Here is a 26,164-nt window from a genome sequence, read left to right as displayed (position 1 = left end):
GAAATAGCGCTTATAAGCGTCCAGAATTGACTTGGCCCGGTCGTAGTTCTCGGCCAGGATGGCCTCGTCGGCCTGGAGGGGCGCCTGGTTCTTGATGCGCTGAATCATTGTGTTGACTTTCCTGTTGTTCTTCTCCAGGCGCTTGATCTGGAGGCAATACTCGTAGGCGTTGTCATCGGGCGGCGTGACCAGCCGGCCGGCGCCGATGGCCTGCTCGGCCCGGGCGGTCAGGTCCTTGATGCTCTCGGTGCGTGTCTTCTGGAGGTTCTTCACCTCGGTGGCGGCCTTGTCGTATGCCTGGCGGATCTCCGGATCATCGGGGCTGAGCTCGGTCAGCTGGCTGTACAGTTTTTCGGCCAGGACCCAGTTCTTGGAGGACGCCGCCTTGGCGGCGCGGTCCTTGAGGGTGTCGGCCACCTTCTGCTTCATCTCGAGGGCGAAAGCGTTCTCGGGATCGAGCTCTAGGATGCGCTGGCTGTAGTACAGCGCGCAATCCTCCGGCGGTTCGGCGAAGCGCTTGTCGGCGAACGCCACGTCGGCCTTCGACTTGAAGTCTTCCAGCATGGCCAGCTGCTCGTCGGTGGGTCCGATGGGCTGGTCCGGTCCGGTGGGCGCGCCGATCTTTTCGAGCCGGAACACGTCGAGGTTGAGCACGCGGTCCGCCTCGATCACGATCTCCTGCTCCACCGGCTTGTAGCCCTCCTTGACGACCTTGAGCATGTGGGTGCCCACCTCGATGTTCTCCTGGGTCCAGGGTGTGCTGCCCAGGAGGTCGCCGTCGAGGTACACCTTGGCGTTTTCGGGGAACGACTTGACCTCGAACCCGCCGTAGCGCCCCTTCATGAAGTGGAGAGCGAGCAGGACGCCGCCGACGACGACGGCCAGGAGCAGGAGCGCGGCCACGCCGATCACGGCGATCTTGAGGCCGGTGCGGGACGGCTTGGCGGCCGCCGGCGCGAGCTCGGCCTCGGCCATGGGTGTACCGTACTGCTGAGTGGCGGGGATCTTCGGCGCAGGAGTGTAGTCGCGCAGGTGGATCTCCTCGGCCCGGGTCAATTCCTCGGGCGTGCTGGGCGGTGCCGGTTTCTTGGGCGGCGGCGGCTGCGGCGGTGAAGGCTGTGGCGGCGGCGCGTAGGCGGCGGTAGGCGCCGGCGAGTATGCCGGCGGCGGTAGCGGCGGCGGTTGCGGGGTCGGCGGTTGGAACACCGGCGGTTGCGGTGGCGGGGGGATGAAGGCGGCGGTGGGTGCCGGTGTGTATGCGGGCGGCTGGGCGGTGACGGGCGGCGGCACCTGGGGCGGGCGCGGGGCGGTGTCCACCATGACGGTTTTGCCGAACGGATCGTCAGCCGGCGGTTCGGCCGCGGGCGCAGCCATCCGGGCGCCCGCCAGCGTGTCGTCGTCGGTCGGCCGCGCGGGAGTGTGGGCCAGATCACCGATGAAGACGGTCCGGCCGTCGTCCTCCTCCGGCGGCGCGGGAGGGGGTGTGCCGATGAAGAGCGTCTTGCCCGCATCCTCCTCGGCGGAGGCGCCGGTCTGGGCGCCGATGAACACGGTGCGGGCGGTGTAGTCCTCGTCGGTATCCGGGGCCAGGTCGCAGCCGGCAGCCGCCGATTCCTCCGGTGCACCCGGATGCGTGTCCTCCATGCCGATGCCGATCTCCTCGAGCTGGATGTCCACGCCGGACGACGGAGCCGCCGGCAGGATCGTGGGACGCAGCGTTTCCGGATCGGGCAGAGACGTCGGCACCACCTGGGTTGGCTTCGGCGCCTCGACAGGCGGCGTCACAACGACCTCGCCGGGCTCCAGCGTCACCTCCTCGGGTTCCGCCTGGGCGGCGAGATCGAGGCCGCCCTGCTCCAGCTGCTTGCGGTCCATCATGAACGTTTGGGCCAGCGGCGGGGATTTCTTTTTTCCCGTGAGCAGCGGCGGCGGGACCACTTCGGTGGTTTCCAGGTGCTCCTCGACCGCTTCCGGCGTGGCCGGTCGGCCGATCTCCTGCTGCAGATCGGATTTCATCCGCATGATGGTGGGTTCGGCCTCGTGGCGGAGCGCGTCGCCGATCCGCTGCAGCTGCTGCTTGACCTCTTTGATGGACTGGAAGCGCTCGGCCTTGTTGCGCTGGATGCACTTGTCCACCAGGTTGTCCCAGAGCGGATGCAGGGCCCGGCACTGCGTGAGATTGCGCAGCCGGACCGGTTCCAAGCTGCTGATGGCCTCGATCATGGCCTCGGCCGTGTCGGCCTGGAAGGGGAGGGCGCCGGAGAGGGCGTGATACAGGATGACGCCGAAGCTGTAGATGTCGTCGAGATCGTCCACGGTGGTGCCCGTCGCCTGCTCGGCGGAGATGTAGGCGATGTCGTCGATGCTCAGATAGCTGCTGTCGCTGGTGGTGTTGAAACGCCGAAACTTCTCGTTGAGCAGCAGTTTGGAGATGCCGAAATTCATGATCTGGACACACTCTTTGCCGTCCGGGTTGGCGTAGACGACGATGTCCTGGGGCGTGAGATAGCCGTGCTCGATGAGGCTCTCATGGGCCTGGTGGAGGGCGTCGGCGATCTGGTAGAAAATGTTGATTGCCCGTTCCTGCTCCAGCGGCGCTTCCGCCTTGAGGATCGTGGCCAACGGACGTCCATCGACGAACTCCGAGGTGATGAAGTAGCGCTGGTCCTCGGTCACGTCCATGTCGTAGATGGTGCCGATGTTGACGTGCTGCAGTTTGGAGTACTTGCGGACGGCTTCACTGAGGAGCGAGTGAAATTTTTCATCGCGGGTCAGTCCGGGTTGGAAGACCTCCAGGATGACCGTCCGGCCCAGCGGCATCTGCTTGGCCTTGAAGATGCGGCCGAGGCTGTCCTCGCGGATCATCTCCGCAATCTCGTATTTGCCGTTCAGGGTCTTGTTGATGAGGGGGTCCTGCTGCTGGACCGCCTTGGCCAGGGGGGTGCCGTCCTCGGGACAGAAATTGAATTCGTCCCCGAAACCCTTGCTGCATTGCGGGCAAATCTTCATGGTCGTCCTCGACGAACTAAAATTGTTACAACCTGGAGACAGGCAGAAAAATTATATTACAAATGTTTGACAAAGGAAAGCGGAGCCGTCCTCACCGGAGGGGACGGGTCTCCTCAACGCGTTTGAGTGCATCCTCCAAGTCGGCGCGGGACAATTTCATGGTGCCGGGGAGCTGCTCCTGGAACTCCTCGCGGTAGATCTCCAGGACGACAAACGTCAACCCGGTCACCAGCGGACCGAGAATGAGGCCCGAGAATCCGAAGAAGGACAGGCCGCCGAGAATGCTGAAGAAGATGACCACCGGGTGGATTTTGGAACCGCCGCGGATGATGAGGGGCTTGAGCACGTTGTCGGCCAGCGTCACGGTCAGCAGGCCGTAGAGCAGAATGAACACCGCTTTACCGAAGCTGCCGACAGCGATCAAGTAGAGCGCGGCGGGGATCCAGACAGTGAAGGCCCCCAGCACCGGCACCAGGGACATGAACGCCATCACCACGCCCCACAGCAGCGGGGACGGCATGCCGATCAGCAGGAAGGCCAGCCCGCCCAGGACGCCCTGGATGGCCGCCGAGGAGAAGGTTCCCAGCATGGTGGCCCGGGTGATGTCGGTGAATTTCCGAATGATCTTCTCCTCGCGGTTCTTGTCCATGGGCGAGAGCTTGCGCAGTTCCCCGACCACCTTCTCCCCGTCCTTGAAAAAGTAATAGGTCGCGACCAGCAGGAGCACGAACCGGAACATGAAACCGGCGAGGCCGGAGAAGAAATTGGTGCTCTGGCCCACGATGAAGCCGCTGGCGGATTCGAGGCCTTTGATGACCAGAACGCCGAGGTCGATCTGGTCAAAGTTGACGAACCGGCCCAGAACGGCTTTGGCCTTCGTGAGCACCGGGTGGGCCATGATGGTCCGCTCGAGATTCTGTTCCTGCTTGACCAGCGCGTCGGAGTACATCACGTAGGCGTCGACGGACTGCTGGGCGACATTGGCGATGAGCAGGATCACCGGCAGGATGATGAGCAGGGTCAGGCCGAAGACCATCAGCAGGGCCGCCAGCGACTCCCGCCCGCGAAGCAGCGTCCGCAGCCGGCGGTACAGCGGGTGGAAGGTGATCACCAGGATCGTCGCCCAGAGAAAGATCATGAAGAACGGCGCGAACACCCGCACGAACAGGTACAGGACGGCGGCCAGGAGCAGTACGAAGAACCAGAGCGGAAAATCCTGCTTCATCATCAGACACCTTCTTTCGGGCAGAGATCGTCCAGGGGACACCCGGCGCATGCGGGCCGGCGCGCCCGGCATGTGGTCCGCCCGTGGAGGATCAGCCAGTGGGCAAGGTTGATCCAGTGCTCCGGGGATGCCAACTCCATGAGGTCGCGCTCGATCTTCTCCGGCTGGGTCTGGTTGGTGAGGCCGAGGCGGAAGGCCAGGCGGCGGACATGGGTGTCGACGACCACGCCGGCGGCGATGCCGAACGCGCTGCCCAGCACCACGTTGGCGGTCTTGCGGGCCACGCCGGGAAGCGCCGTGAGCGCCTCCATGGTGCGGGGCACTTGGCCGCCGTGGCGCTCCACCAGCTGCCGGCAGCAGCCGCGGATGCTGGTCGCCTTGTTGCGGAAAAAGCCGGTGGGCCGGATCACGGCCTCGAGCTCCGCCTGCGGGACGGTGGCGAGCGCCGCCGCATCCGGGTAGCGGCGGAACAGCTCCGGCGTCACCCGGTTCACCCGCTCATCGGTGCACTGGGCGGAGAGGATGGTGGCCACCAGCAGCTCCAACGGATTGCGGTGATTCAGGGCGCAGCGGGGCGCGGGGTAGATCCGGGCCAGCCGTTCAATGATTCGGGTCAACCGGTCCCGTGGTTTCATGCACATACCTCCCGTGCAGGCGCAATCCGCCGGGTCATGGGACTTGGGAATCCTCCCCATTGTAATCGGGGGCGGGAATCGCCGCCAACGCTTTTTCGACTGCGAGGCGGCGGGTCAGCTCCAGGTACTGCTCCAGGCTGAGGACGCCGGGGCGGACGGCGGCGTCCAGGCCGGCCGCCGCCAGCCACCGTCGGGCGGCGGTGCGCCCTTCGGGCGCGGGCAGGTTGTTGAGCAGAGTCTTGCGCGGCGCGCGGAACGCGGCGCCGGCCAGGGCCAGGAAGGCGGGCTCCAGCTCCGGCGGCAGGAGCGGGGCGGGGCGCAGCGACAGGCGGAAGAGCCGCGAGTGCACCTTGGGCGGGGGGTGGAACGCGCCGGGTCGGATGCGTGCTCCGGCCCATCCTTCCGCGTAGTACCGGCAGCAGAGGGACAGGTAGCCGTAGTCGGCGGCGCCGGGGCGCGCGGTGATCCGTCGCACCACCTCGTCCTGCAGGATGCCGCCGACCAGAGTGAACAGATCGCGGCGGGGCAGGAGCGTGCGCACGAGGTGGGTGCCCACGTTGTACGGAAAGTTGCCGAGCACGGCGGCGGGGAGCCGCCAGCCCGCGGCGGCGAGCGCGCCGGCCCAGTCGACGCAGCGCGCGTCGGCCTCGATGAGGCGGAAACGTGCCTCACCGCCCAGCTCCGCCCGGAGGCGGCGGCAGCATGCCGGATCGATCTCCACGGCCAGCACCCGCAGGCCCCGGGCCAGCAGCGTGCGAGTCAGCCCGCCCGGGCCCGGGCCGATCTCCACCACGTCGGCGTCGGCCGGCGGCCCGGCCAGATCGGCGACGGCCGCCAGGATGTTGCGATCGGTGAGAAAATGCTGGCCCAGGTTTTTCCGGGGTGTAATCCGTTCGGGCATGCCTATCCTTTACCAGAAAACGGGCCGGGAATAAAGACCGGCCGTGTCCGCCCGCAGCCGGCGGGCCTCCCCGCGATCACGGGTTGCATTCCGCGGACCTTTCCGATACAATTGCGCCTCGTGCCGAAACCGGCCGTGCGGGCAATCATCAAAACAGCGACACGTATGGAGGCGCAAATGGCGGGCAACACCCTCGAGTTTACCGACAAAAACTTCCAGCAGGACGTGCTGGAAGCCAAAATTCCGGTGCTGGTGGATTTCTGGGCGCCATGGTGCGGGCCGTGCCGGATGGTGGCCCCGATCATCGAACAGATCGCGACCGACTACGCCGGCCGGGTCAAGGTGGGCAAGGTCAACGTCGACGAGAACATGCAGACCGCCGACCGGTACAGCATCCGCAGCATCCCCACGCTGCTGATCTTCAAGGACGGCAAAGTCGCCGACCAGATGGTGGGCGCGTCATCCAAGGACAACATCGGCCGCCTGCTGGACAAGCACCTGTAATCGACCGCGTCGTTCCCGAATGGGATGGCTGGACGGGCACCCGGCGACCCGGTCTGTGACCGGTGTGCCCTGACCCGGGCGGAGTACGGCCACAGCGGCGAATCGCCGGAATGGCCGCCCGGACCAAAACGCGAATCGAACGCAACGAGGAACCACCGATGAGCAACATGGTGATCCTGGGCTCCCAGTGGGGGGACGAGGGCAAGGGGAAATTCGTCGATATCTTCACCGATTCGTTCGACGTGGTGGTCCGCTACCAGGGCGGCCACAACGCCGGCCACACGGTCATCATCGGTGACGCCAAGTACGTGCTGCACCTGATCCCGTCCGGGATCCTGCGTCCCGGCAAGCTCTGCGTCATCGGCAACGGCTTGGTGGTGGATCCCGTGGCGCTGGTGGCGGAGATCGACCTGCTCCGGGGCCAGGGCGTCGAGGTGGACGACCGGCTGTTCATCAGCGACCGGGCCCACCTGATCCTGCCGTTCCACCGCGTCATCGAGAAGATCGACGAGACCGCCCGGGCGGGCCAGGCCATCGGGACCACCCTGCGCGGCATCGGACCGGCATACGGCGACAAGTACTTCCGCTGCGGCGTCCGCGCCGGCGCCCTCCGCGACGACGCGCGGCTCCGGCGGGAGTGCGCCGAGTACCAGGCGCTGAAGGCGCGCCTGATGGGCGCCGAGCTTCGGCCCGCCGAACCGGCGGCGGAGTGGACGGCCTTCTTCGCGGCGTGCGCCCGGCTGCGTGACTACGTCGCGGACACGTCGGCGCTGCTGGAGGAGTGCCTGGCGACGGACCGGCGCATCCTGTTCGAGGGCGCCCAGGGGACCATGCTGGATGTGGACCACGGCACCTACCCCTTTGTGACATCCTCCAGCGCGGTGGCTGCCGGCGCCGCGGCGGGTGCAGGCGTGCCGCCCCACCGCCTCGGCCAGATTGTGGGGGTGATGAAGGCGTACACCACCCGAGTGGGCGCCGGGCCCTTCCCCACCGAGCTGCATGGCGAAACGGGCGCCGAGCTCCGGCACCGCGGCGGCGAGTACGGCGCCAGCACGGGGAGGCCCCGGCGATGCGGCTGGCTGGACCTGTTCCAGATGCGCTACGCTCACCGCGTGAACGGCTTCCATTCGCTGCTCATAACGAAGCTGGACGTGCTGGACGCGTTCCCCGAGATCCGGGTGTGCATCGGCTACAACCTGGACGGGCAGCCGCTCGACAGTGTTCCGTACTCGGTGGCGGACCTGCAGCGGGTGGAGCCGGTCTGGCACGTCATGCCGGGGTGGCGGAGCAAGACCGCCGGCATGAACCGCTTTGAGGACTTGCCCCCCAAGGCCCGCGCCTATCTCGATTTCATCCAGGAGTATCTGGGGGTGGAGATCGGCATGGTGTCCACCGGTCCGGAGCGTGGCGAAACCATGATCATGCCCGGCGCCGCCGAGATCGTCACCGCCCTTGGCCGCCCCGCGCTGTAGTTCTCGTATCGTAATTCGTTCGATTACGAATTCCGATTGCGAGCACGAACCCCGAACGATCGACCATCAACACTCAACCATCAACTTTGAAACGGGACCGTGCCGTCGAGGATGGCGATGAGCTCCGGGATGGCGGCGATGCGCCAGTGGGGGATGAGGCCGCTGCCGGCCAGGGTGCCGTAGCCGGTGGTGAAGTGGCAGCTCCAGGCGCCGGCGTTGTGGGCGCAGGCCACATCGGCCGCCGAGTCGCCCACCATGAGCACCGCCGCCGGGCGCAGGCCCGTCCGCTCCATGAACGCGAGCAGGACCGCCGGGTCGGGTTTCAGAGCGGGGAACGAGTCGGAGCCCCAGATGAAGCGGAAGCGGCCGCCGAAGCCCAGCGCGTCCACCACCTGGGCGACGATGCCGGCGGGTTTGTTGGAGGCCACCGCCAGCGCCAGGCCGCGGCGGGTGCACGCGGCCAGCGTTTCGGGCACGCCGGGATAGGCGCAGGTCCGGATGCACGGATGGGCGTTGTAGTGGCCGACGTAGTCGTCGACGAGGCGCGCCAGCGCGCCCTCTCCCGCGGTGCCGGCCACCGCCTGTCGGACCAGGTGCGTCGCGCCCAGCCCCACGTTCCGGCGCACCCATTCCTCGTCGCGCTCCGGCAGCCCCTCCCCTCGCAGAATGGTGTTGAGGCTGGCGGTAATGTCCGCGAGCGAGTCGACCAGCGTCCCATCGAGGTCGAAGACGATGCCGCGGATGTCCGGGGCGGCGGCGGAGGGTGCGCCGGGCACGGCCCCTCACTCCTCGACGCGGGTCTTGGCGCCGCGCAGGGGGATGTCCAGCTTCCGGTACGCCCGGCCCACCGACGGGCTCTTCAGGTCCACGTGCTCAAGGCGCGCCAGGAGCACGTCGAAGAATTCCTTGCGCACTGGCTCCAGGGTGTGCACGAAGGGCGGCAGGGTCAGCGCGAGGGTCTCGAGCGGCGGGAGCGGATCGGGCAGGCCGCCCAGCTCGAAGTGGAACGACGAGTGGGGGTGGATGGTCAGGTACGACCGGTAGATGTAATCGCCGCCGACGCCGGTGGCGATCTTGAGCTGGTCGGGCTTGAGCGTGCGGCCGTCGGCCAGCCGGAACTCGAAGCGGCTGGCGTCCGCCACCACCTCCCGGTCGGTGAAGTTGATCATGTTGACGAAGGGGCGGCGGTGCAGGTCCAGGCTGAAGGTGATCACCACCTCCGCGTCGATGAAGACCCGGCACTGCGGGTCCATGCGGTCCGCGGGCGCCACCTCGATCACGCCAGGAGGGTGCTGCTGCCCGCACACGGCCGGGGGCGCTACGACGAGCCATCCGGCCAGGCATACGATCGCGGTTCGAACCAGTCGGTTCATCGCGCCGTCTCCTCGTTACGCAGGTTGATCAAATAGCGCCCCAGGGCCTCGACGTCCGCCGGCCGGGTGCGGTAGTTCATGAAGTTGACGCGCAGGGCCACGTCGCCGCCCCGGAGCCTGGTGATGGAGATCCAAAAACGGCCCTCGAGTTCCACGCGGCGGTGGATGCGCCGGTTCAGCTCGTTCACCGCCGCGCCGTCCGCCGTGCCGGCGGGCAAGGCGCGGAAACAGAGCAGGCCGAGCTCGGGCCGATGGAACGGCTCGAAGCCGCCGGCCGCCGCGAGCAGCTCATGGAACCGGCGGGCGAAGGCGCAGTGGCGGCGCACCAGGCGCCGGTAGGCGTCCAGGCCGAAGGAGCGGAGCGCCAGCCACAGCTTCAACGCCCGGAAGCTCCGCGAACCCTGCAGGCCGTACTCGAAGAAGTTCACCCGCCCGTCGCCGTCCTGGCCCTGCTCGAGGTAGTAGGGCGGACGGGTGGCGAAGGCGGCGCGCAGGTCGTCGCGGCGGCGCACCAGGAGCGCAGCGCACTCGAACGGGACGAAAAACCACTTGTGCGGATCCAGGGTGACGGAGTCGGCCCGCGCCAGGCCGCGGAAGCGGTCCGCCAGCTCCGGCAGGAGCAGGGCGGCGCCGCCGTAGGCGGCGTCCACGTGGAACCAGGCGCCCGCCTCGGCGGCCACGTCGGCCAGCGCCGCCAGGTCGTCGAGGCTGCCGGTGTTGGTGGTGCCGGCGATGCCGACGACACAGGCGGCGCGGACACCGCGGGCGGCGTCGGCGCGCATCATCGCCCGCAGCGCCGGCACGTCGACGCGGAACGCCGCGTCCACCGGCGCCCGCCGCAGAAAGTCCGCGCCCAGCCCCAGGAGGTCCACCCCCTTGTCGAAGGAGTAGTGCGCCTCGGCCGACGCGTACACGGCCGCCGGCGGGGCGCCGGCCAGGCCGGCAGTGCGCGCCGCCGGTCCCAGACAGTGGTCGCGCGCCAGCTTCAGAGCGGTGATGTTGGCCATGGAGCCGCCGCTCAGCAGCACGCCGAAGGCGGGCGGCGCGGGCAGGCCGGCGAAACCGCAGAGCCAGCGGACCACCAGCTGTTCCAGTTCGGCGGCCGCCGGGCTCTGGTGCCAGAGGGAGCAGTTCTGGTTCAGCGCCGCAGTCAAGCTTTCGGCCAGCACGGCCGCGAGCGCGGGTGCCGGATTCATCATGCCGAGGTAGCGGGGCGAAGCCACCCGGGTGGTGCCGGGGAGCACCAGGCGGCGCAGGTCGTCCAGGAGGTGCGGGAGCGGGATCCCTTGCGCCGGCGGCTCCAGGGCGGCCAGCTCGGCGAAGTCGGCGGGCACGGTCTCGGGGTGGACCGGCGACTCGGCCGCGCCGACCCAGTTCCGCACCAGCTCGTCGGCGAACAACGCGACCGCCGCCCGGATCTCTTCCGGGTGCTCCGCGAACCGGTCATCGAGGATGATGGGTGTGTCGGCCATGGTGCTCCGCCGCGACGTCGCGCCATTATAGCACGCGGTGCGCCGGAAGGCGCGCGCCCCCCGGCGCGCTACTTGCGGTGCGGGACCACCTGGCCGTTGGGGGTCTGGAAGAAGATGGCGTAGCGGCGCACGGGCGCCTCCGCCCGTTCGGCCACCTGGACCGTGAAGGCGAACTCGCGGCCCGGCACGAGCACGGGCGGCTCCACCGGCTGCACCAGCGTTTGGACCGCGCCACCGGCTGCAGTCACGGTGACCACCGCCTGGAGGCGCTCCAGCGTCGCCGTGGAGATGTTGCGGGCCCGGACGTGCAGAATGAAGGCGTCCGGCTGCCGCTCGTGGGCAAATTCGAGCAGCTGGAGGTCATGCGCGCCGGCGGGGCGCTCCGCCGCCGGGCCCCGGATCAGGGCGTCGAACACAGGTTCGGGGATCAGTAGCAGCAGCAGGCCGAGGCCGGCGACGCACGCCAGCCCGATCAGCAGGGCCCGGGCCAGCTTTTCGCCCAAGGGGCCGGATGGAAGCAGCAGCATACGCATCGACTCCGGAGGACAGTCTGGCTACTTGCGGAGAATGATCTCCTGAGAACTCTTCTTCCAGTACTGCAGCTTCTTCTCGTACGGTCGCTTGCCGGTGACGAGGTCGCTCAGCTCGTTCAGAAATCGCATCTCCAGCACGCCGTTGGATTTGAGCGTCACCCACTCCTCGGTCCCGCCGGCGGAGCGCTTCAGGCCGCGGATGACGGCGGAGGCGGTCACGGCGGTCCGTTGGGGGGCAAGGAACGAGAGCTGGAGTTCCATGTGGTACTTGCCCTTGTGAAAAGAGGTCTGGTAGTCGGTGACCACCACGGCGATCTTTTTCAGCTCGGAGTCGGCGTACGCGCCGCCGATGGACTCGTCGTCGCGCGTCCGGATCAGACCGGCGGCCCGGTCCTGTTCCACCACCTCGTAGCCGAATTTCTCAGTGACGAGCAGCACCTGCTCCAGGGTCATGGGCAGATCCAGATCGAGCTCGAGCGGCTCCGGCATCTCGACCTTCTCGGCCGAGGCGCCCAGGATGGACACGCACCCCAGGATGACCACGATCAGATAGGCACAGCGGCGGCGGATGCTCATGTTCCCCTCGACGCGGCAGGTTCGGGCGGCTTCATTATATAATGGCGCGATGCTGAAAGACAAAGAAACCGCCGCGCCCCCCTCGCCGCCGCCGGCCATCCGGCTGCGGGGGGTGCGCACGCACAACCTCCAGGCGGTTGACGCCGTCTTTCCCCATCGGCAGATCACCGCCGTGACCGGCGTGAGCGGCTCGGGCAAGTCCAGCCTGGCGTTCGACACCCTGTTCGCCGAATGCCAGCTCCGCTTCCTCGAGTCCCTTTCGCCCTACCTGCGGCAGTTCATGGACAAGTTTCCCAAGCCGGCGCTGGATGCGGCCGACGGGCTCCTGCCGGCGATGGCGTTGCGCCAGCGTCGGGCGGTCAAGAACTCGCGCTCCACCGTCGGGACGCTCACCGACCTGGCCGACCACCTCCGCCTCCTGATGGTGAAGGCCGGCGCGCGCCACTGCCCGGTGTGCGGCGGGCGCATCGCCGTCTACTCCGCCGCCGCGATCGCCGCCTGGTGCGCCGAGGCGCTTGCCGGCGCTGCGGTCACGGTGCTGTTCCGCTTCCCGGCGCCGGCGGAGCAGGGCGGGGCGGCGGCGCGGGAGTTGATCCAGCGAATGGGCTTCGCCCGCGTGCTGAGCGGCGGCCGCCTGATCCGGACCGAGGAGTGGACGGGCGGGGAGCCGCCGCTGGTGGTGGTGGACCGCATCACGGCGGCGGAGACGGAGCGGGACCGGCTGCTCGAGGCGGCGCGGACGGCGCTGGCCGAGGGAGGCGACGAATGCCTGCTGGCACTCGCGGCCGCCGCGGCCCCGGCGGCGTGGCCGCCCAATGTGGCCGTGGCGGCCGCCGGCGAACTGCTGCTGGCGTCGTTCCCTGGCCGCAGCCGGTGCGCCGGGTGCGGCGCCGAGCTGCCGCCGCTCACCGAGAGTCTGCTCTCCTCCAACAATCCGGAGGGGGCGTGTCCCACCTGCAAGGGATTCGGCGACGTGCTCTACTACGACCCGGCGCGGTACCTCGATCCCGCCCGCACCCTGGCCGAAAATCCGATCGTGGTGTGGCAGAGCCGGGCGTTCCGGCCGTATCACCGGTATCTCCTCGCGGTGGCCGAGCGGCGCGGCTGGCCGCTCCAGGTTCCCTTCCGCACCCTGGCACCGGAGATCCGCGACGCCGTGGTCCGCGGCGACCGCGGCTATGCGGGCGTCGACGGCTTCTTCCGCAAGCTCGAGAAGAAGAGCTACCGCCTGCACATCCGGGTGCTGCTGGCCCGGTACCGCCGCTACGGCCGCTGCCCCGACTGCGGGGGGAAGCGCCTGAACCCGCACGCGCTCTCGATCCGGCTCGACGGGTGCGACCTCGGCGAGATCCTCGGCCTGACCGCCGACGCGGCGCTCCGCTTTCTCCGTCTGGCGGCCATCCCCCCGGACGTCCTCCCGGGGGTCCGGCGCGTGCTGGACGAAATCGATGACCGCCTGGAATGCCTTCGGCAGATGGGCCTGGGGTATCTGGCCCTGGATCGGCCGGCCTTCACCCTGAGCGGCGGCGAGGCGCAGCGGGTGCACCTGGCCGCGGTGTTGGGCACGCGGCTGGCCGATACACTGTTCGTGCTGGACGAGCCCACCATGGGGCTTCACCCGCGGGATCACGGGCGGCTCGCCGACATCCTGCGGCGGCTGTGCGACGAGGGGAATACGGTGGTGTTTGTGGAACACGATCCGGTGTTCATCGCCTGCGCTGACCAGGTGGTGGAACTGGGACCGGGCGCCGGACAGTTCGGGGGCCGGACGGTGTATCAGGGGGCGATGGCGCCCTTCCTGGCCGAGGCGGACACCGCCACCGCCGCCGTGCTGCGGGCACGCGGCGGCGGGCGGGTGCGGGCGGTCCAGCCCCTGCCGTCGCACTGGCTGGAGTTGGAGGGCGCGTCGGCGCGCAACCTCAAGTCGGTGCGGCTGCGGTTTCCCCACGGCCGCCTCAGCGTGGTCTGCGGCGTCAGCGGCAGCGGCAAGTCCACGCTTCTCGAGGAAGCGGTGCTCGCCGGTGTCGAGGCGGTCCTGGCCGGCGGGCCGCTGCCGGCGGGACTGGCCGCCCTGGGCGGGGCGGAGGCTTTTCGGGGAGTCCGCCATGTGGACCAGGGGCTCCCGCCAGGAAGCGGACGGTCGAACCCGGCGACCTTTCTGAAGATATTCGACACCATCCGGACGTTGTTCGCCAACCTGCCCGAGGCCCGGCTCCACGGCCTGCTGCCCGGCTACTTTTCGCTGAACACCGACGGCGGACGCTGCCCGCTGTGCCGCGGCCGGGGCGCCACGGTGCTGGACATGCAGTTTCTCGCCGACGAGGAGATCCTGTGCGAAGCGTGCGACGGCACGGGCTTTTCCGCCGAGGCGCGCACGTACCGTTACCGGGGTCTGGACATCGTCGGTGTGCTGGATCAGACGGTGGACCAATCACTGGAATTTTTCGGCGATGACGCGCCGCCGGCGATGCGGCGCAAGCTGGAGTTCCTGGCCGGACTCGGACTCGGCTACCTGCGCCTGGGCCAGCCGCTGAACACGCTCTCCGGCGGCGAGATGCAGCGGCTCAAGCTGGGGCGGGTGTTGCTGGAGCCCGGCGCCGGACCGGAGCTCATCCTGCTGGACGAGCCCACCATCGGACTCCATCCCCGCGACACGCGCAAGCTGTTCGCGGTGCTGGACCGACTCCTGGAGCGAGGCCACACCGTCGTGGCGGTGGAGCACGACCTGTTCTTCATCGAAAACGCCGATTGGGTGGTGGACCTCGGGCCCGAGGGCGGCGACCGCGGCGGCTACCTGCTGTACCAGGGTCCGCCGGAGGGGCTGGTCCGCTGTCCGGAATCGGTCACCGGCCGGGAGCTGGCTCGGTGGCTCGGTCAGTGAGTGAATCGGTGCCGGGACCTGGGCACTGGGTGCTGAGTGCTGGGGTATGAGATCCAGGATCCGGGACCCAGAACCCAGAACCCAGAACCCAGAACCCAGAACCCAGAACCCATGTCCCAGGTCCCAAGTTTTATGTCCGATGATCAGGAACGAACTCCGAACCCCGAGCGAATCAATTCGGAATCGTCAGCTGCTCACCGGCGCGAAGCCGGTCGCTGGTGCGCGAGTTGGCGCGCTTGAGGCTGGCCACGTCGGTGCCGTAACGGCGGGCAATGGCCGAGAGGGTTTCGCCCGTGCGAACGGTGTGGTAACGCGGGTTGCCGCCCCGCGGCGTCGCGGCGGCTGTCGCCGCGGCCGGACCGGTGGCACCGGGCAGCCGCAGCGACTGACCCGACTTGATGACGCTGCCGCGCTGCAGCCGGTTGACGGCCAGCAGGTCGTCCAGCGCCACTCCGTGGCTGCGGGCGATGCCGAACAGCGTGTCGCCGGCCTTGACCGTGTAGGCGCCCTCCGTCCCGCTGGGCGCGGTCCGCGCCGCCGGACCTGCGCTGCGGGCCGGTTCCCGCAGGCGGAGGGTCTGCCCCGCCCGGAGGGCCGGGCCGGGTAGTTGGTTCCAGGACATCAATTGGGCCACGGATACCTGTGTCCGGCGGGAGATGCTCCACAGGGTGTCGCCCCGTCGCACGCGGTAGGTGGCGCTGGTGTACACGGCCGGGCGGGGTTCAGGCTCGACGGCTGCGCGGGCGGGCCGGCTGAAGTCCGATACGGGCACCTGCAGCACCTGGCCGATGCTCAGGATCGCCCGCTTGCTCCGGATGTCGTTGAAGTCCATCAACGCCGAGAGCGACACATCGTATTTCCGGCAGATTTTGTAGAGGGTGTCCCCCTTGGCCACCACGTGCTCCAGGTACATGAGGCGCTCCTTCACCGGCAGGTCGTAGAGAAGCGCCAGCACTTCCTGGCGGGTGTCCACGGGGACGCGCAACGGGTACGTCTTGGTGTCCGGCGGCGTGAGCATGCGCCGCAGCGCCGGGTTGAGCTCCTGAAGCGTCTCGACGGGGACGCCGATGGTTTCCGCCACCACCCGGAGGTCGGTGGGCGAGGGGATCTCCACGAGGATGCCCGTCCAGGCGTCCTGCGGTTCCACGCGGATGTCGAACCGCTCGGGATTCTTGCCCACGATGATGGAGGCCAGGATGGCCGGGACGTAGTTGCGGGTTTCGCGGGGCAGCAGGCGCTGCTCGGCCATCTCCCAGAAATCGCGGTCGGGATGGCGGTTCAGGATCCGTTGGATGCGGCCCTCGCCGGAGTTGTACGCGGCCAGCACCAGGTACCAGTCGCCGAACATCCCGTACAGGTCTTTCATGTATCGGCAGGCGGCGCGGGTGGCTTTCTCGGGGTCGGAGCGCTCGTCCACCCACCAGTCCACGCGCAGCCCGTAGCGGCGGCCGGTCCACTGGATGAACTGCCAGAGACCCTGGGCGCGGGCGCGGGAGTAGGCGCTGACCTTGAAGTTGCTCTCCACGAGCCCGAAGTAGATCAGGTCTAGGGGGATGCCCTCCTCCCGGAAGATCCGCTGGAACATCTCGTGGAAACGGGTGAGCCGGCCGAGGCCCTGTGTCACCTGGTCCCGCTTGACGCCGGTGGTCAGCTGGCTGATGTAGGCCATCACCTCGCGGTTGACATAGACCGGCAAATCATAATGCTGCCGGAGGATGTCCTCCTCGATCAGGTGCTCGATTTCCGGGTCGATCTCGGCTGGGGTGAGGGACGCGTCCAGCAGCGTGTCGAGCGGCGGCGCCTCCGGGTCGGAGATATCCTCGTCCTCGCCGGAGTCGGGGAAGAGGCCAAGACGGTCGCGATGCAGCTCGATCCGCGCCAGCAGCTCCGCCAGCCGGGCCTGGAACAAGGGTGAGCCGTCCAGTTCGACGCCCGAGAAGAAGATGCTTTCCAGCGCGTAGGTCATCTCCCGGACAGCCCACTCGGTGTTGTTCGTATCGGCGAACAGCTCGCCCAGCTCGAAAGCGGCGAAGCTTTCGCTGATGCGATCCGCCTCGGGTGAAGCGCCGAGATCGCGGTCGTGCATCTGGTAGGCGACCGGCGCGGACCGCGGCGGCAGGGTGAGTTCCAGCGGGCTCAGGGAGGTGCTGGCGAAGCCGGCGAAGCCGAACAGCGGCAGGAGGATCGCGACGAGCCGGAAAGAGTACTGTGCAACCATCTCCCGGCCATATTAGACCGGGCTCCGCGGAACTGTCAACCGATAATGCGTCCGAGAGCCTCTGTCGGTGGGGATCTCCGCCCGCTGCGCCGGCGCGCTCAGGAGGACGTGACCGGCTCCACTGCGCCCATGCGGCGAAATTTCTCCGTCCGTGACAGCGGCAGCCCGTCGACGGGGAGGGCCAGCAATTCGGTCAGGTGACGCTCCACCGCGTCGCCCAGCGCCCGGGCGGTGGCCTCCCAGTCCGTGTGGGCGCCTCCCGGCGGCTCGGGCACGATCTCGTCGATGATGCCAAGCCGTTTCAGGTCGGGGCTGGTGAGTCCCAGGTTGCGGGCGGCGGCCTCGGCATGTCCCTGGTCTTTCCAGAGGATGGCTGAGCAGCTCTCCGGGGAGATCACCGAATAGACCGCGTTCTCCAGCATCAGGATCCGATCGCCCACGCCGATGCCCAGCGCCCCGCCGGAGCCGCCCTCCCCGATGACGCTGACGATGATCGGCACTCGCAGGCGAGCCATCTCGCGGAGGTTGTAGGCGATGGCTTCGGCCTGGCCGCGCTCTTCCGCGCCGATGCCTGGGAACGCGCCCGGCGTGTCGATGAACGTCAGAATCGGCTTGCGGAATTTCTCGGCCAGTCGCATCGTCCGGAGCGCCTTGCGATAGCCCTCCGGTTGCATCATCCCGAAGTTGCGGTGCTGCCGCTCGGCCAGGTTGCGCCCCTTCTGCTGCCCCACCACCCCCACGGGCCGGGTGCGGAACCAGCCGAAGCCGGTGATGACCGCGGGGTCGTCGGCGTACTTGCGGTCGCCGTGGATCTCCTCGAAGTCGGTGATGAGTCGTTCGATGAGGTCGAGGGAGTACGGCCGGTTCTCGTGCCGGGCCAGCTTGATCCGCTGCCACGGGGTGATCTGCTCGTAGATGCGCCCGCGCACCTGGCGAATCTTCTCGCGGAGGATCTCCAGAGCCCGCCGGGCCGCCTCGTCGTCACCGAACCGCTCGAGCTCGGCGAGTTGACTTTCCAGATCCTTGAGCAGCGTGCTGTGCCAGTCGTTCATGACCGCCCCAATCGTTTTGATTTCGCGAGGCATTTTAACATACAATGGCGCCGCGCCACCGAATTCAGCGCCGGGGGTGGGTCATGGAACTCATCAGCAGCCGCACCAACAACCAGGTGAAACAGTTCATCCGGGTGCGGGAGGGGACGTACGACAATCCGCTCTGCTTCACCGTCGAGGGCGCCAAGCTCCTGGCGGAAGTCGCTCGCTCGGAGCACGCGGTGTTGCAGGTGTTCGTCGTGCAGGGGTATGAGGACAAGCTGCCGCCGGTGCCGGCCCACCAGGTCTTCGCGGTGACGCCGGAGGTGATGCACAAGCTGTCGGGCCTCAAGTCGCCGGCCTGGGTGGCGGCGCTCTGCTGCCGGAAGGAGTCGCGGGGGGCCGGTCAGGTCCTGCGGCGGACGCCCTGGCTGGTGCTGGACGGCGTCCAGGACCCGGGCAACGTCGGCAGCATCCTTCGGTCGGCCGAGGCGCTGGGACACGTGCCGGTGGTGCTCCTGCCGCCGGCGCCGTCCCCCTTCCAGGAGAAAGTCATCCGGACCAGCATGGGTTCGGCGCTGCGAACGCCCTACTGGCGGCCGCCGGACGCCGAGACCTTCCTCGTCCGGGCGCGCGAGCGCGGAGTCCGGCTCTGGGCGCTCGACGTCAAGGGCGAGGTCGACCTGGCCGACTTGCCGGCCGAGTCCGGCCAGGCGTTCATCATCGGCGGCGAGGGACACGGACTCTCGGGCGGGATCGCCGCCGCGGTGGAGCGGACCGTGCGCATCCCCATCCGGCCGCAGGTGGAGTCGCTGAACGCGGCCGCGGCCGCGGCCATCCTGCTCTACCGCCTGAGTGCCCGCCGGCGCGAATCCCGCTAGTTCCTCCGGAGAACGTCGCGATGGGCGGAAAAGGCAAACAGGAACCGAACCAGGATCCCCCACTGTTCCCGGCCGAAGAGGCCGTCGAGGCGGAAGAGCGCCGCGTCCCGCTGGCGGAGCGGATGCGGCCGCGGACGCTGGACGAATACCGGGGGCAGGCGCACCTCGTCGGGGCGGGGAAGCCCTTGCGCCGGATGATCGAGTCGCGACGCATCCCCTCGTTGATCCTGTGGGGACCGCCTGGCACGGGCAAAAGCACCCTGGCCCATGTCATCGCCCGCACCCTTGACACCCACTTCGTGAGTTACAGCGCCGTGCTGACGGGCATCAAGGAAGTGCGCGACGTCATGAGCGACGCAGCCTATTTCTTCGAGCGGACCGGGCGGCAGACGCTCATCTTCATCGACGAGATCCACCGGTTCAACAAGTCCCAGCAGGACGCCTTCCTGCCCTTCGTGGAGAAAGGGCAGGTTCTGCTCATCGGCACCACCACCGTCAATCCCAGCTTCGACCTCAACGCGGCCCTGATGAGCCGGGTGAAAGTGCTCACCCTGCGGTCGCTGGACGTGGCCGACATCGAGTCGATCCTGGCCGAGGCCCTGGCCGATCCGGACCGCGGTCTGGGCCGGCTGGACCTGCGGGTCCCGCCGGAGCTGCTGCACAAGATCGCGGTGTTCTCGTCCGGCGACGCGCGCCGCGGCCTCAACCTGCTGGAGCAGCTGGCCGACTACGCCGAAGAGCGGGGCGTCGCGCCCACCGACGAGGAGCTGCGCGAGGTGCTCCACCAGAAGGTGCTGCTCTACGACAAGGACGGCGAGGAACACTACAACCTGCTGTCGGCGCTGCACAAGTCGATGCGTAACTCCGACCCCGACGCCACGGTCTATTGGGTGGTCCGGATGCTCGAGGCCGGCGAGGATCCGCGCAACGTCTGCCGGCGCATCCTCCAGTGCGCCTCGGAGGATGTGGGACTGGCCGACAATCAGGCGCTGCACGTGGCGCTCCAGGCCTGGCAGGCCTACGAGCTGCTGGGCCTGCCTGAAGGCCGGCTGGCCATCCTGCAGGCGGCGGTGTACGTGGCCGTCGCCCCCAAGTCCAATGCCCTGCTCCGGGCCTGGACCGCCGCCCAGCGGGACGTGGCCGAGAGCAGCGCCGAAGGCGTGCCGCTGCACCTGCGCAACGCGCCCACCCGCCTCATGGATGCGGAAGGCTACGGGGAGGGCTACTTGTACGCCCATGATTATCCCGAAGGGACCACGGACATGACCGGTCTGCCCCCCGCCCTGGCCGGCCGGGTTTACTACGAGCCGTCCGGGGCGGGCCTCGAGGCCCGCATCCGCGAAAAACTGCGGGAAATCGCCGAACGGAAAACCGCCTTCGCCAAGCGGCGGGCGGACGGTCGGAAGGGCAGCCGGACCGAGTGAAAGAGCTTGAAAACGTGATGTAAATCATGTTTACAATGTCCGGCGGATACGTTACAATCCGGGTAATTCTGGTCTAGCCGAGGGAGAGTGAATGAGCGACAAGAAGATCTTGGTTGCTGACTACAACACGCGGGAGCTTCAGCAGCTGAAGAAGATTTTCACCGATGCCGGCTTTAACGTGGTCACGGTGCAGGACGGGAAAGCGGCCCTCGACTCGTTCGAGGCGGACAAGCCGGACGTCGTGCTCCTCTCGGCCATGCTGTCCAAGATCAACGGATTCGACGTTTGCCGGAAGATCAAGGACACCGAAACCGGCCGCAACGTCCCGGTGATCATCGCCACCTCGGTGTACAAGGGCCAGAAGTACCGCAACAAGGCCCTGCACGAAAACGGCGCCAGCGAATTCATCGAGAAGCCCGTGCCCGACAACGTCATCCTGGAGACCGTCCAGCGGTTCATGGGCGACACCCGGAGCCTCATCGACACGCGCCGGAGCGAATTCATCGACAAAATAGCCAAGGAGTCGGCTGCCGAAGCCCCGCCGGCCCCCCCGCCGAAGCCGGCGCCGACCCCGGCGGCCAAGGCCCCGGCGCCGCCGCCCCAACCCGCACCGGAACCGCCCAGGCCGAAACCGGCGCCCGCCGCTCCGAAGCCCACGGACGTGGAGAGCCGCTTCGAACAGGAGATCGCCGCGACCCTGATCGCCTCGGAAGCCCCGGCGGCGGCCGAGATGGACGACTCCATGGACAAGCTCCTCAGCGACACGCTCTCCGGCCTGGGACTCGACCTCGACAAGGGCAAATCCAAAGCGTCCCCTCCGCGCGCGCCGGCACCTCCACCGCCGGTGATCAGCGAGGCCAAGAAGACCGAGGCCGCTCTCGAAAAGCTTGTGGAGTCGGCCAGCCAGGCGACGGCGCCCCCGCCGCCGCTGCTCGGCCCCGACACCGGCGAAATCCGTTTCGACCAGTTGAAAAAAGAAGTGAAAGAAGCCGGGGCACCGGCCGCCGCCAAGGTGGACGCCGTGGAGGACTTCCTCCGCTCCTTCTACACCGATCTGGAGAAGAAGCTCAGTGATACGCTCAGCGGCGTGGGCCTGTCCGACACCAGCATCGACAAGGTGATCCAACCCAAGGCGCAGGAGCCGGCGCCGGCCGCTCCAAAGCCGAAGCCCGCTCCCGCCCCGGTTCCTCTGGCAGAACCCGAACACGAAGAGGGCACCAAGTTTGGGGATTACATTCTGGACCGGAAGATCGGCCACGGCGGCATGGCGGAGCTGTTCCGCGCCAAAAAGCGGGGCCAGGAAGGCTTCCAGAAGATCGTCGCCATCAAACGGATCCTGCCCCACCTGTCGGACAACCAGGAACTTGTCACCATGTTCATTGACGAGGCGAAGATCGCCGCCCAGTTGTCCCACCAGAACATCGTCACCATCTTCGATTTCGGCAAGATCAACCACTCGTTCTACATCGCGATGGAGTTCGTGGACGGGTTCGATTTCAAGAAGATCCTGAGCCGGGCGAAGGAGTTGGGCATCCGGCTGCCCCACAAGCTGGCTGCCCACATCGCTCTGCAGATCGCCAGCGCGCTGGACTACGCGCACTTTAAGAAGGACTTCAGCAACAAGGAAATGAACATCGTCCACCGGGATGTCAGCCCGCAGAACATCCTGATTTCCCGGGAAGGTGAGGTGAAGCTGGTGGATTTCGGCATTTCCAAGGCCGAGTCCAAGATCCACCACACCGTCAAGGGCGCGCTCAAGGGCAAGCTCCTGTACATGAGCCCCGAGCAGGCCTGGGGCAAACCGGTGGACAAGCGGTCGGACCTCTTCTCGCTGGGCATCGTGCTCTGCGAGGCCATCAGCGGCAAGGTCCTGTTCGAGGATTCCTCTGAATTTGACGTCCTCGAGAAAGTCCGCTCCGGCAAGATCCCGATCCTCGAAAACGAGATGCCCTCCCTGCCGCCGCGGCTCAAGAATATCATCAACAAGGCGCTCCAGATCGACATCGGGCAGCGCTACCAGACCGCCGGCGAAATGGCCAAGGACCTGCACGACTACCTCAGCACCGGCAAGCAGCGGCCGTCGCCCAAGGATTTGGCCACGTTCCTGACCCGGATGTTCCCCGACGCGTTCGGTATGAAGGAGAGCGAGGTCCGCAATCTGAGCTTCGACGAGTTCATGGAGCGGGAGGATGTCCTGCCGCCCAAGGCCATGAGCGAGGAGACGGTCATCCTGGAATCCGAGGAAATGGCCGGCCTCGAGGAGATCCGCCCCGCCGCGGACATACCGGTGGCGCTCGAGGAAGACGAGATCGTGGTGGATGGCAAGTTCCAGCCGCCGCCACTGGTGAAGGAGGCGGTCCCGCCCAAGAAGGCCGCTGCCCCGCTGATCACGCCCGTCGAGGAAAAACCGGCGGTGATCCGCAAAGAAAAGAAGAAGGCGCCCGAGCCGGTCAAGCCGAAGGCGGAACCGGTGAAGGCGAAGGCGGAGCCCGTGCCGCCGAAGAAAGAGGCGCCGCCGCCGAAGAAAGAGGCCGTCCCGCCGCCGAAAAAAGAAGCCGTGACCCCGCCGGCCGAGGAGAAGAAAGTCCTCACGAAACGGCTGAAGGAGAAACCGGCCGCCGAAAAACCGATGTTCGGCGATGTGACGACCGCATCGAAGAGCTCCAGCAAGGGACTGATCATTGGCATCATCGCCGCCGTGGTGATCATCGCGGTGGGTGTGGCCACCTACCTGATGTTCTTCAGCAAGCCAGCCGTGCCGACACAGCCGGAGCCCCCCGCCGCTGGCGCCACCGAACCCGCCGCCCCGGGTGAGCCGGTTCCTTCCACCGGCGAACCGACAGCGCCCACCGGTACCACCCCCACCGCCACTCCGGCGACGGCGACCGATGTCAAGCCTGAAACCAGGCCTCAGCCGCAGCCCGCCCCGGCCAAACCGGGTCAGCCGGCGACGGTGGCCCAGCAACCTCAGCCGCAACCCAAGCCGGAGCCGGCGAAGCCGGCCGCGGCCGCCGCGACTCAGCCGACGGCCGCCCAGCCTGCGGCGCCGAAACCGGAGCCGGCGGCCCAGCCTGCGGCTCAACCGGCCGCTCCGAAGCCGGAACCCACTCCCCCGCCGGCCGCGCCGAAACCGGAACCGACGACTCAGCCCGCGGCTCAGCCGGCCGCCCCGAAGCCGGAACCGACTTCCCAGCCCACGGCCCCGAAACCGGAACCGGTGAAACCGGCGAGCCCGCCTCCGGCGGCGGATATCCCCATGGATCTGCCGGCGGTTGCCGAGAAGGCCAAGACCGGCGACCTCGTGGCCCTGGGGCCCGACGTCAAGCCGCCGAAGGAGCTGAGAACTCCCTCACCGCGGATCCCGGCCCAGGCCCAGCGCCTCAATCTCAAGGGCCGCCTGGTATGCCGGTTGCTCGTATCCCATACCGGCGAGGTGGAGCGGGTGCTCGTCGTCTCAGCCGATTCGGCCCGGGTGAAGGAGATGCTGGGCCCCGCCGCCGAGGAGGCCCTGAAGCAATGGCGGTATACGCCGGCCGAGAAGGACGGCGTGAAGGTGAAGGTCTGGAAAACGGTCACGCTGTCGTTCTAGCGAACATGAGAGCCAGGATTTATAAATTCTAACGGCATGGGAGGTTCACTGATGGAACTCAGCAAAGAACAACGGAAATTCTACGAGGAAACCCGGGAGATGGCCCGCAAGGAAATCGAGGACATCGAGAAGAAGATCGAAGAGGAACTGGCCCGGGTCAAGCAGCGCCTCATCGACCTGCAGAACGCCAAGAAAGCGGCCCGCCAGATCTACGACGGCGCCTGCTCCCGTCTGGGTGTCAAGAGCGACCTGGCGGAATCGACGGTGGACATCCCGAAGGAGATGTCGTCCTGAGGCGGGCAGCGTCCGTCCGACAGCCCATCTGATCACGGTTTTCACGTACGGGATGCATCGGTTCAGGCAACGGGTGCATCCCGTTTTCATTGTCCTCGGACCTGGAGACGGCGGCCATGGTCGAAGCCCAACTCTATGAACGGCGCGGTGACGGCGCGGTCCGTTGCCTGCTGTGCAGCCATTACTGCGTCATCGGCGACGGCCGGCGCGGGATCTGCAGCGTGCGCGAGTGCCGGGGCGGCCGCTTGTTCACCCGGGTGGCGGACCGCCTGGTGGCGGTCCACGTGGACCCCATCGAGAAGAAGCCGCTCTTCCACTTCCTGCCCGGATCCCGATCGCTCTCCGTGGCCGCGGTGGGCTGCAACTTCCGGTGCGAGTTCTGCCAGAACCACTCAATCTCTCAATATCCCCGCGAGGCGGCGGACATCCCCGGCGATCTTACGACGCCGGACGAGCTGGTGGCGGCCGCAGTGCGGCACCGGTGCGACTCCTTGTCCTACACCTATACCGAACCCACCGTGTTCTTCGAGCTGACCCGGGCGGCCGGGCTGGCGGCGCGCCGGGCGGGCCTCCGCAACGTTTATGTCACCAACGGGTACATGAGCAGCGAGGCCGCCGCGGCGATGGCGGAGTTTCTCGACGCGGCCAACGTGGACCTGAAGAGTTTCTCCGATGCATTTTACCGCAGCTACTGCGGCGCGCGGTTGCAGCCGGTGCTTGATTCCATCCGCCGCCTGCATGCCGCCGGCGTGTTCCTCGAGGTGACCACGCTGATCATTCCTGGGCGCAACAGCGACGCAGCGGAGCTGCGCGCCGTGGCCGAATTCCTCGCCGGAGTGGATCCGGCGATCCCGTGGCACGTGTCGGCCTTCCACCCCGACTACCGGATGCTGGACGCCCCGCCCACTCCGGTGGCCCTGCTGGAACTGGCCTACGACGAGGGATGCCGGGCCGGCCTGAAATTTATTTATTGCGGCAACGTGCCCGGTCACGAGCTGGAGAACACCTGCTGCCCCGCCTGCCGCGCCGTGCTCATCGAACGGACCGGCTTCCGGATCCGCCGCCAGCGCCTGACGCGACCGGTCTGCCCGGACTGCGGCGCGCCGGTGCCCGTCGTGCTGGCGGCGGCCGGCGGTGACGCGGAGCGTGCCTGATGCATCCGTTCGCCAAAAGCATCGTTCTCGGAACGGCCGGCCACATCGATCACGGCAAGACCGCGCTGCTCAAGAGCCTCACCGGCGTGGACGCCGACCGGCTCAAGGAGGAGAAGGAGCGGGGGATCACCATCGACATCGGCTTCGCCCCATGGGCGGATCCGCCGTACCGCATCGGCTTCATCGACGTGCCCGGCCATGAAAGGTTCATCAAGAACATGCTGGCGGGCGCCGGCGGCATCGCCGGCGTCCTGCTGGTGGTCGCGGCCGACGAGGGCGTCATGCCCCAGACCCGCGAGCACTTTGAGATCATCCGCCTGCTCGGAATCACCGACGGGGTGATCGCCCTGACCAAGTGCGATCTCGTGGCGGAGGAGTACCAGGAGCTGGCGGAAGATGATGTCCGCCGCCTGGTCCGCGGCTCGTTCCTGGAGACGGCGCCGGTGATCCGGACCAGCGCCGTGACGGGACTGGGGCTGGCGGAGCTCCGGGCGGCGCTGCACGGGCTGGCCGACCGCATCGCCGAGCCGTCCGTCGGCGGCACTCCGCGCCTCTTCATCGACCGGGTGTTCGTCATTCGGGGTTTCGGCACCGTGGTCACCGGGACGGTGCTGTCGGGCGTGTTCCGCCGCAACGACCGCGTGGCGATCCTGCCGGACGGGCGGGAGGCGAAGGTCCGCCACCTCGAGGTCTATGAGCAGGAGGTGGAGGAGGCGCGGGCGGGCGAGCGGGCCGCACTGAACCTGGCCGGACTGGAGCCGGCCGACCTGCGCCGGGGGCAGGCCGTGACAGCGCCCGACCGCTTCACACCCACCCAGATTTTCTATGCCCGCTTCCACCTGTTGGAGTCGTTCGGCCGCGCAATCAAGGCCGTGGTGCCGGTGCACGTCTATCACGGCAGCGCCGAGCTGCTGGGACGGCTGCAGCTGCTGGACCGGCCGCACCTGGAGCCGGGTGCGAGCGCCCTCGTCCAGGTTCGGCTCGAGTCGCCG

General features: G+C 67.9%; 20 protein-coding genes. 9 read left to right on the top strand and 11 right to left on the bottom strand.

Annotation, left to right across the window (positions count from 1 at the left end):
- The 4 genes from GX414_05470 to rsmA all read right to left on the bottom strand — a co-directional run.
- On the bottom strand, nt 1-3,009 hold a 3,009-nt coding region (locus GX414_05470), incomplete at its 3' end, for a protein kinase (GenBank protein NLI46539.1).
- A gap of 91 nt (nt 3,010-3,100) precedes the next feature.
- On the bottom strand, nt 3,101-4,237 hold the full coding sequence (locus tag GX414_05465; GenBank protein NLI46538.1) for an AI-2E family transporter: 1,137 nt from the start codon (nt 4,235-4,237) through the stop codon (nt 3,101-3,103).
- A complete protein-coding gene (gene nth / locus GX414_05460) occupies nt 4,237-4,875 on the bottom strand; it encodes an endonuclease III (GenBank protein NLI46537.1) in 639 nt (212 codons plus the stop codon). The genes GX414_05465 and nth overlap by 1 nt, the downstream gene beginning before the upstream one ends.
- Nucleotides 4,876-4,903: 28 nt before the next feature.
- Nucleotides 4,904-5,770, bottom strand: a complete 867-nt coding sequence (gene rsmA, locus GX414_05455) for a ribosomal RNA small subunit methyltransferase A (protein NLI46536.1) — start codon at nt 5,768-5,770, stop codon at nt 4,904-4,906.
- A gap of 177 nt (nt 5,771-5,947) precedes the next feature.
- On the opposite strand from rsmA, the gene trxA reads away from it, so the two are divergent.
- Both trxA and GX414_05445 read left to right on the top strand, forming a co-directional pair.
- Entirely contained in the window at nt 5,948-6,274 is a 327-nt protein-coding gene (gene trxA, locus GX414_05450; protein ID NLI46535.1) for a thioredoxin, read from the top strand.
- 158 nt (nt 6,275-6,432) lie between these two features.
- Nucleotides 6,433-7,746, top strand: coding sequence for an adenylosuccinate synthase (locus tag GX414_05445; protein ID NLI46534.1), 1,314 nt, complete (start codon nt 6,433-6,435; stop codon nt 7,744-7,746).
- An 80-nt stretch (nt 7,747-7,826) separates the two neighbouring features.
- Here the strand turns inward: GX414_05445 and GX414_05440 are convergent, their stop codons facing one another.
- From GX414_05440 to GX414_05420, 5 genes are all read right to left on the bottom strand, one after another.
- The gene (locus GX414_05440; GenBank protein NLI46533.1) at nt 7,827-8,522 is read right to left on the bottom strand and encodes an HAD-IA family hydrolase; all 696 of its coding nucleotides are present in this window, start codon (nt 8,520-8,522) and stop codon (nt 7,827-7,829) included.
- A 6-nt stretch (nt 8,523-8,528) separates the two neighbouring features.
- The gene (locus tag GX414_05435; protein ID NLI46532.1) at nt 8,529-9,119 is read right to left on the bottom strand and encodes a hypothetical protein; all 591 of its coding nucleotides are present in this window, start codon (nt 9,117-9,119) and stop codon (nt 8,529-8,531) included.
- Complete coding sequence (locus GX414_05430; protein NLI46531.1) at nt 9,116-10,591, bottom strand: hypothetical protein; 1,476 nt, start codon at nt 10,589-10,591, stop codon at nt 9,116-9,118. Before GX414_05430 ends, GX414_05435 begins: the two co-directional genes overlap by 4 nt.
- A 68-nt stretch (nt 10,592-10,659) precedes the next feature.
- The gene (locus tag GX414_05425; GenBank protein NLI46530.1) at nt 10,660-11,118 is read right to left on the bottom strand and encodes a hypothetical protein; all 459 of its coding nucleotides are present in this window, start codon (nt 11,116-11,118) and stop codon (nt 10,660-10,662) included.
- Nucleotides 11,119-11,145: 27 nt separating this feature from the next.
- The gene (locus tag GX414_05420) at nt 11,146-11,700 is read right to left on the bottom strand and encodes a hypothetical protein (GenBank protein ID NLI46529.1); all 555 of its coding nucleotides are present in this window, start codon (nt 11,698-11,700) and stop codon (nt 11,146-11,148) included.
- A gap of 49 nt (nt 11,701-11,749) precedes the next feature.
- Between GX414_05420 and uvrA the strand changes: the two genes are divergently transcribed.
- The gene (uvrA, locus tag GX414_05415) at nt 11,750-14,581 is read left to right on the top strand and encodes an excinuclease ABC subunit UvrA (protein ID NLI46528.1); all 2,832 of its coding nucleotides are present in this window, start codon (nt 11,750-11,752) and stop codon (nt 14,579-14,581) included.
- 172 nt (nt 14,582-14,753) lie between these two features.
- Here the strand turns inward: uvrA and GX414_05410 are convergent, their stop codons facing one another.
- A complete protein-coding gene (locus tag GX414_05410; protein NLI46527.1) occupies nt 14,754-16,799 on the bottom strand; it encodes a LysM peptidoglycan-binding domain-containing protein in 2,046 nt (681 codons plus the stop codon).
- Nucleotides 16,800-16,897: 98 nt separating this feature from the next.
- A complete protein-coding gene (locus GX414_05405; protein ID NLI46526.1) occupies nt 16,898-17,851 on the bottom strand; it encodes an acetyl-CoA carboxylase carboxyltransferase subunit alpha in 954 nt (317 codons plus the stop codon).
- A gap of 83 nt (nt 17,852-17,934) precedes the next feature.
- Between GX414_05405 and GX414_05400 the strand changes: the two genes are divergently transcribed.
- From GX414_05400 to selB, 6 genes are all read left to right on the top strand, one after another.
- Entirely contained in the window at nt 17,935-18,711 is a 777-nt protein-coding gene (locus tag GX414_05400) for an RNA methyltransferase (protein NLI46525.1), read from the top strand.
- Nucleotides 18,712-18,731: 20 nt separating this feature from the next.
- On the top strand, nt 18,732-20,135 hold the full coding sequence (locus GX414_05395; protein ID NLI46524.1) for a replication-associated recombination protein A: 1,404 nt from the start codon (nt 18,732-18,734) through the stop codon (nt 20,133-20,135).
- A 91-nt stretch (nt 20,136-20,226) separates the two neighbouring features.
- A complete protein-coding gene (locus tag GX414_05390) occupies nt 20,227-23,724 on the top strand; it encodes a protein kinase (protein ID NLI46523.1) in 3,498 nt (1,165 codons plus the stop codon).
- Nucleotides 23,725-23,775: 51 nt separating this feature from the next.
- Complete coding sequence (locus tag GX414_05385) at nt 23,776-24,018, top strand: hypothetical protein (protein NLI46522.1); 243 nt, start codon at nt 23,776-23,778, stop codon at nt 24,016-24,018.
- A gap of 116 nt (nt 24,019-24,134) precedes the next feature.
- Nucleotides 24,135-25,172 (top strand): AmmeMemoRadiSam system radical SAM enzyme, encoded by a 1,038-nt coding sequence (gene amrS, locus GX414_05380; GenBank protein NLI46521.1) that lies wholly within the window; start codon nt 24,135-24,137, stop codon nt 25,170-25,172.
- The coding region (gene selB, locus GX414_05375; protein NLI46520.1) for a selenocysteine-specific translation elongation factor at nt 25,172-26,164 on the top strand (993 nt) is incomplete at its 3' end. The genes amrS and selB, both read left to right, overlap by 1 nt.

The organism is Acidobacteriota bacterium, assembly GCA_012517875.1.
Lineage (GTDB): Bacteria > Acidobacteriota > JAAYUB01 > JAAYUB01 > JAAYUB01 > JAAYUB01.
The sequence above is the reverse complement of the archived record's forward strand: the minus strand, read 5'-3'. Positions and strand labels throughout refer to the sequence as shown.

Bases quoted from the DNA above. Each gene is read 5' to 3' on its own strand.
- GX414_05385 (NLI46522.1), top strand. From the start codon at position 23,776: ATGGAACTCAGCAAAGAACAACGGAAATTCTACGAGGAAACCCGGGAG.
- GX414_05445 (NLI46534.1), top strand. From the start codon at position 6,433: ATGAGCAACATGGTGATCCTGGGCTCCCAGTGGGGGGACGAGGGCAAG.
- amrS (NLI46521.1), top strand. From the start codon at position 24,135: ATGGTCGAAGCCCAACTCTATGAACGGCGCGGTGACGGCGCGGTCCGT.
- GX414_05405 (NLI46526.1), bottom strand. From the start codon at position 17,851: ATGAACGACTGGCACAGCACGCTGCTCAAGGATCTGGAAAGTCAACTC.
- GX414_05420 (NLI46529.1), bottom strand. From the start codon at position 11,700: ATGAGCATCCGCCGCCGCTGTGCCTATCTGATCGTGGTCATCCTGGGG.
- rsmA (NLI46536.1), bottom strand. From the start codon at position 5,770: ATGCCCGAACGGATTACACCCCGGAAAAACCTGGGCCAGCATTTTCTC.
- nth (NLI46537.1), bottom strand. From the start codon at position 4,875: ATGTGCATGAAACCACGGGACCGGTTGACCCGAATCATTGAACGGCTG.
- GX414_05390 (NLI46523.1), top strand. From the start codon at position 20,227: ATGAGCGACAAGAAGATCTTGGTTGCTGACTACAACACGCGGGAGCTT.
- GX414_05430 (NLI46531.1), bottom strand. From the start codon at position 10,591: ATGGCCGACACACCCATCATCCTCGATGACCGGTTCGCGGAGCACCCG.
- GX414_05465 (NLI46538.1), bottom strand. From the start codon at position 4,237: ATGATGAAGCAGGATTTTCCGCTCTGGTTCTTCGTACTGCTCCTGGCC.
- GX414_05435 (NLI46532.1), bottom strand. From the start codon at position 9,119: ATGAACCGACTGGTTCGAACCGCGATCGTATGCCTGGCCGGATGGCTC.
- GX414_05425 (NLI46530.1), bottom strand. From the start codon at position 11,118: ATGCTGCTGCTTCCATCCGGCCCCTTGGGCGAAAAGCTGGCCCGGGCC.
- uvrA (NLI46528.1), top strand. From the start codon at position 11,750: ATGCTGAAAGACAAAGAAACCGCCGCGCCCCCCTCGCCGCCGCCGGCC.
- GX414_05410 (NLI46527.1), bottom strand. From the start codon at position 16,799: ATGGTTGCACAGTACTCTTTCCGGCTCGTCGCGATCCTCCTGCCGCTG.
- GX414_05400 (NLI46525.1), top strand. From the start codon at position 17,935: ATGGAACTCATCAGCAGCCGCACCAACAACCAGGTGAAACAGTTCATC.
- GX414_05395 (NLI46524.1), top strand. From the start codon at position 18,732: ATGGGCGGAAAAGGCAAACAGGAACCGAACCAGGATCCCCCACTGTTC.
- trxA (NLI46535.1), top strand. From the start codon at position 5,948: ATGGCGGGCAACACCCTCGAGTTTACCGACAAAAACTTCCAGCAGGAC.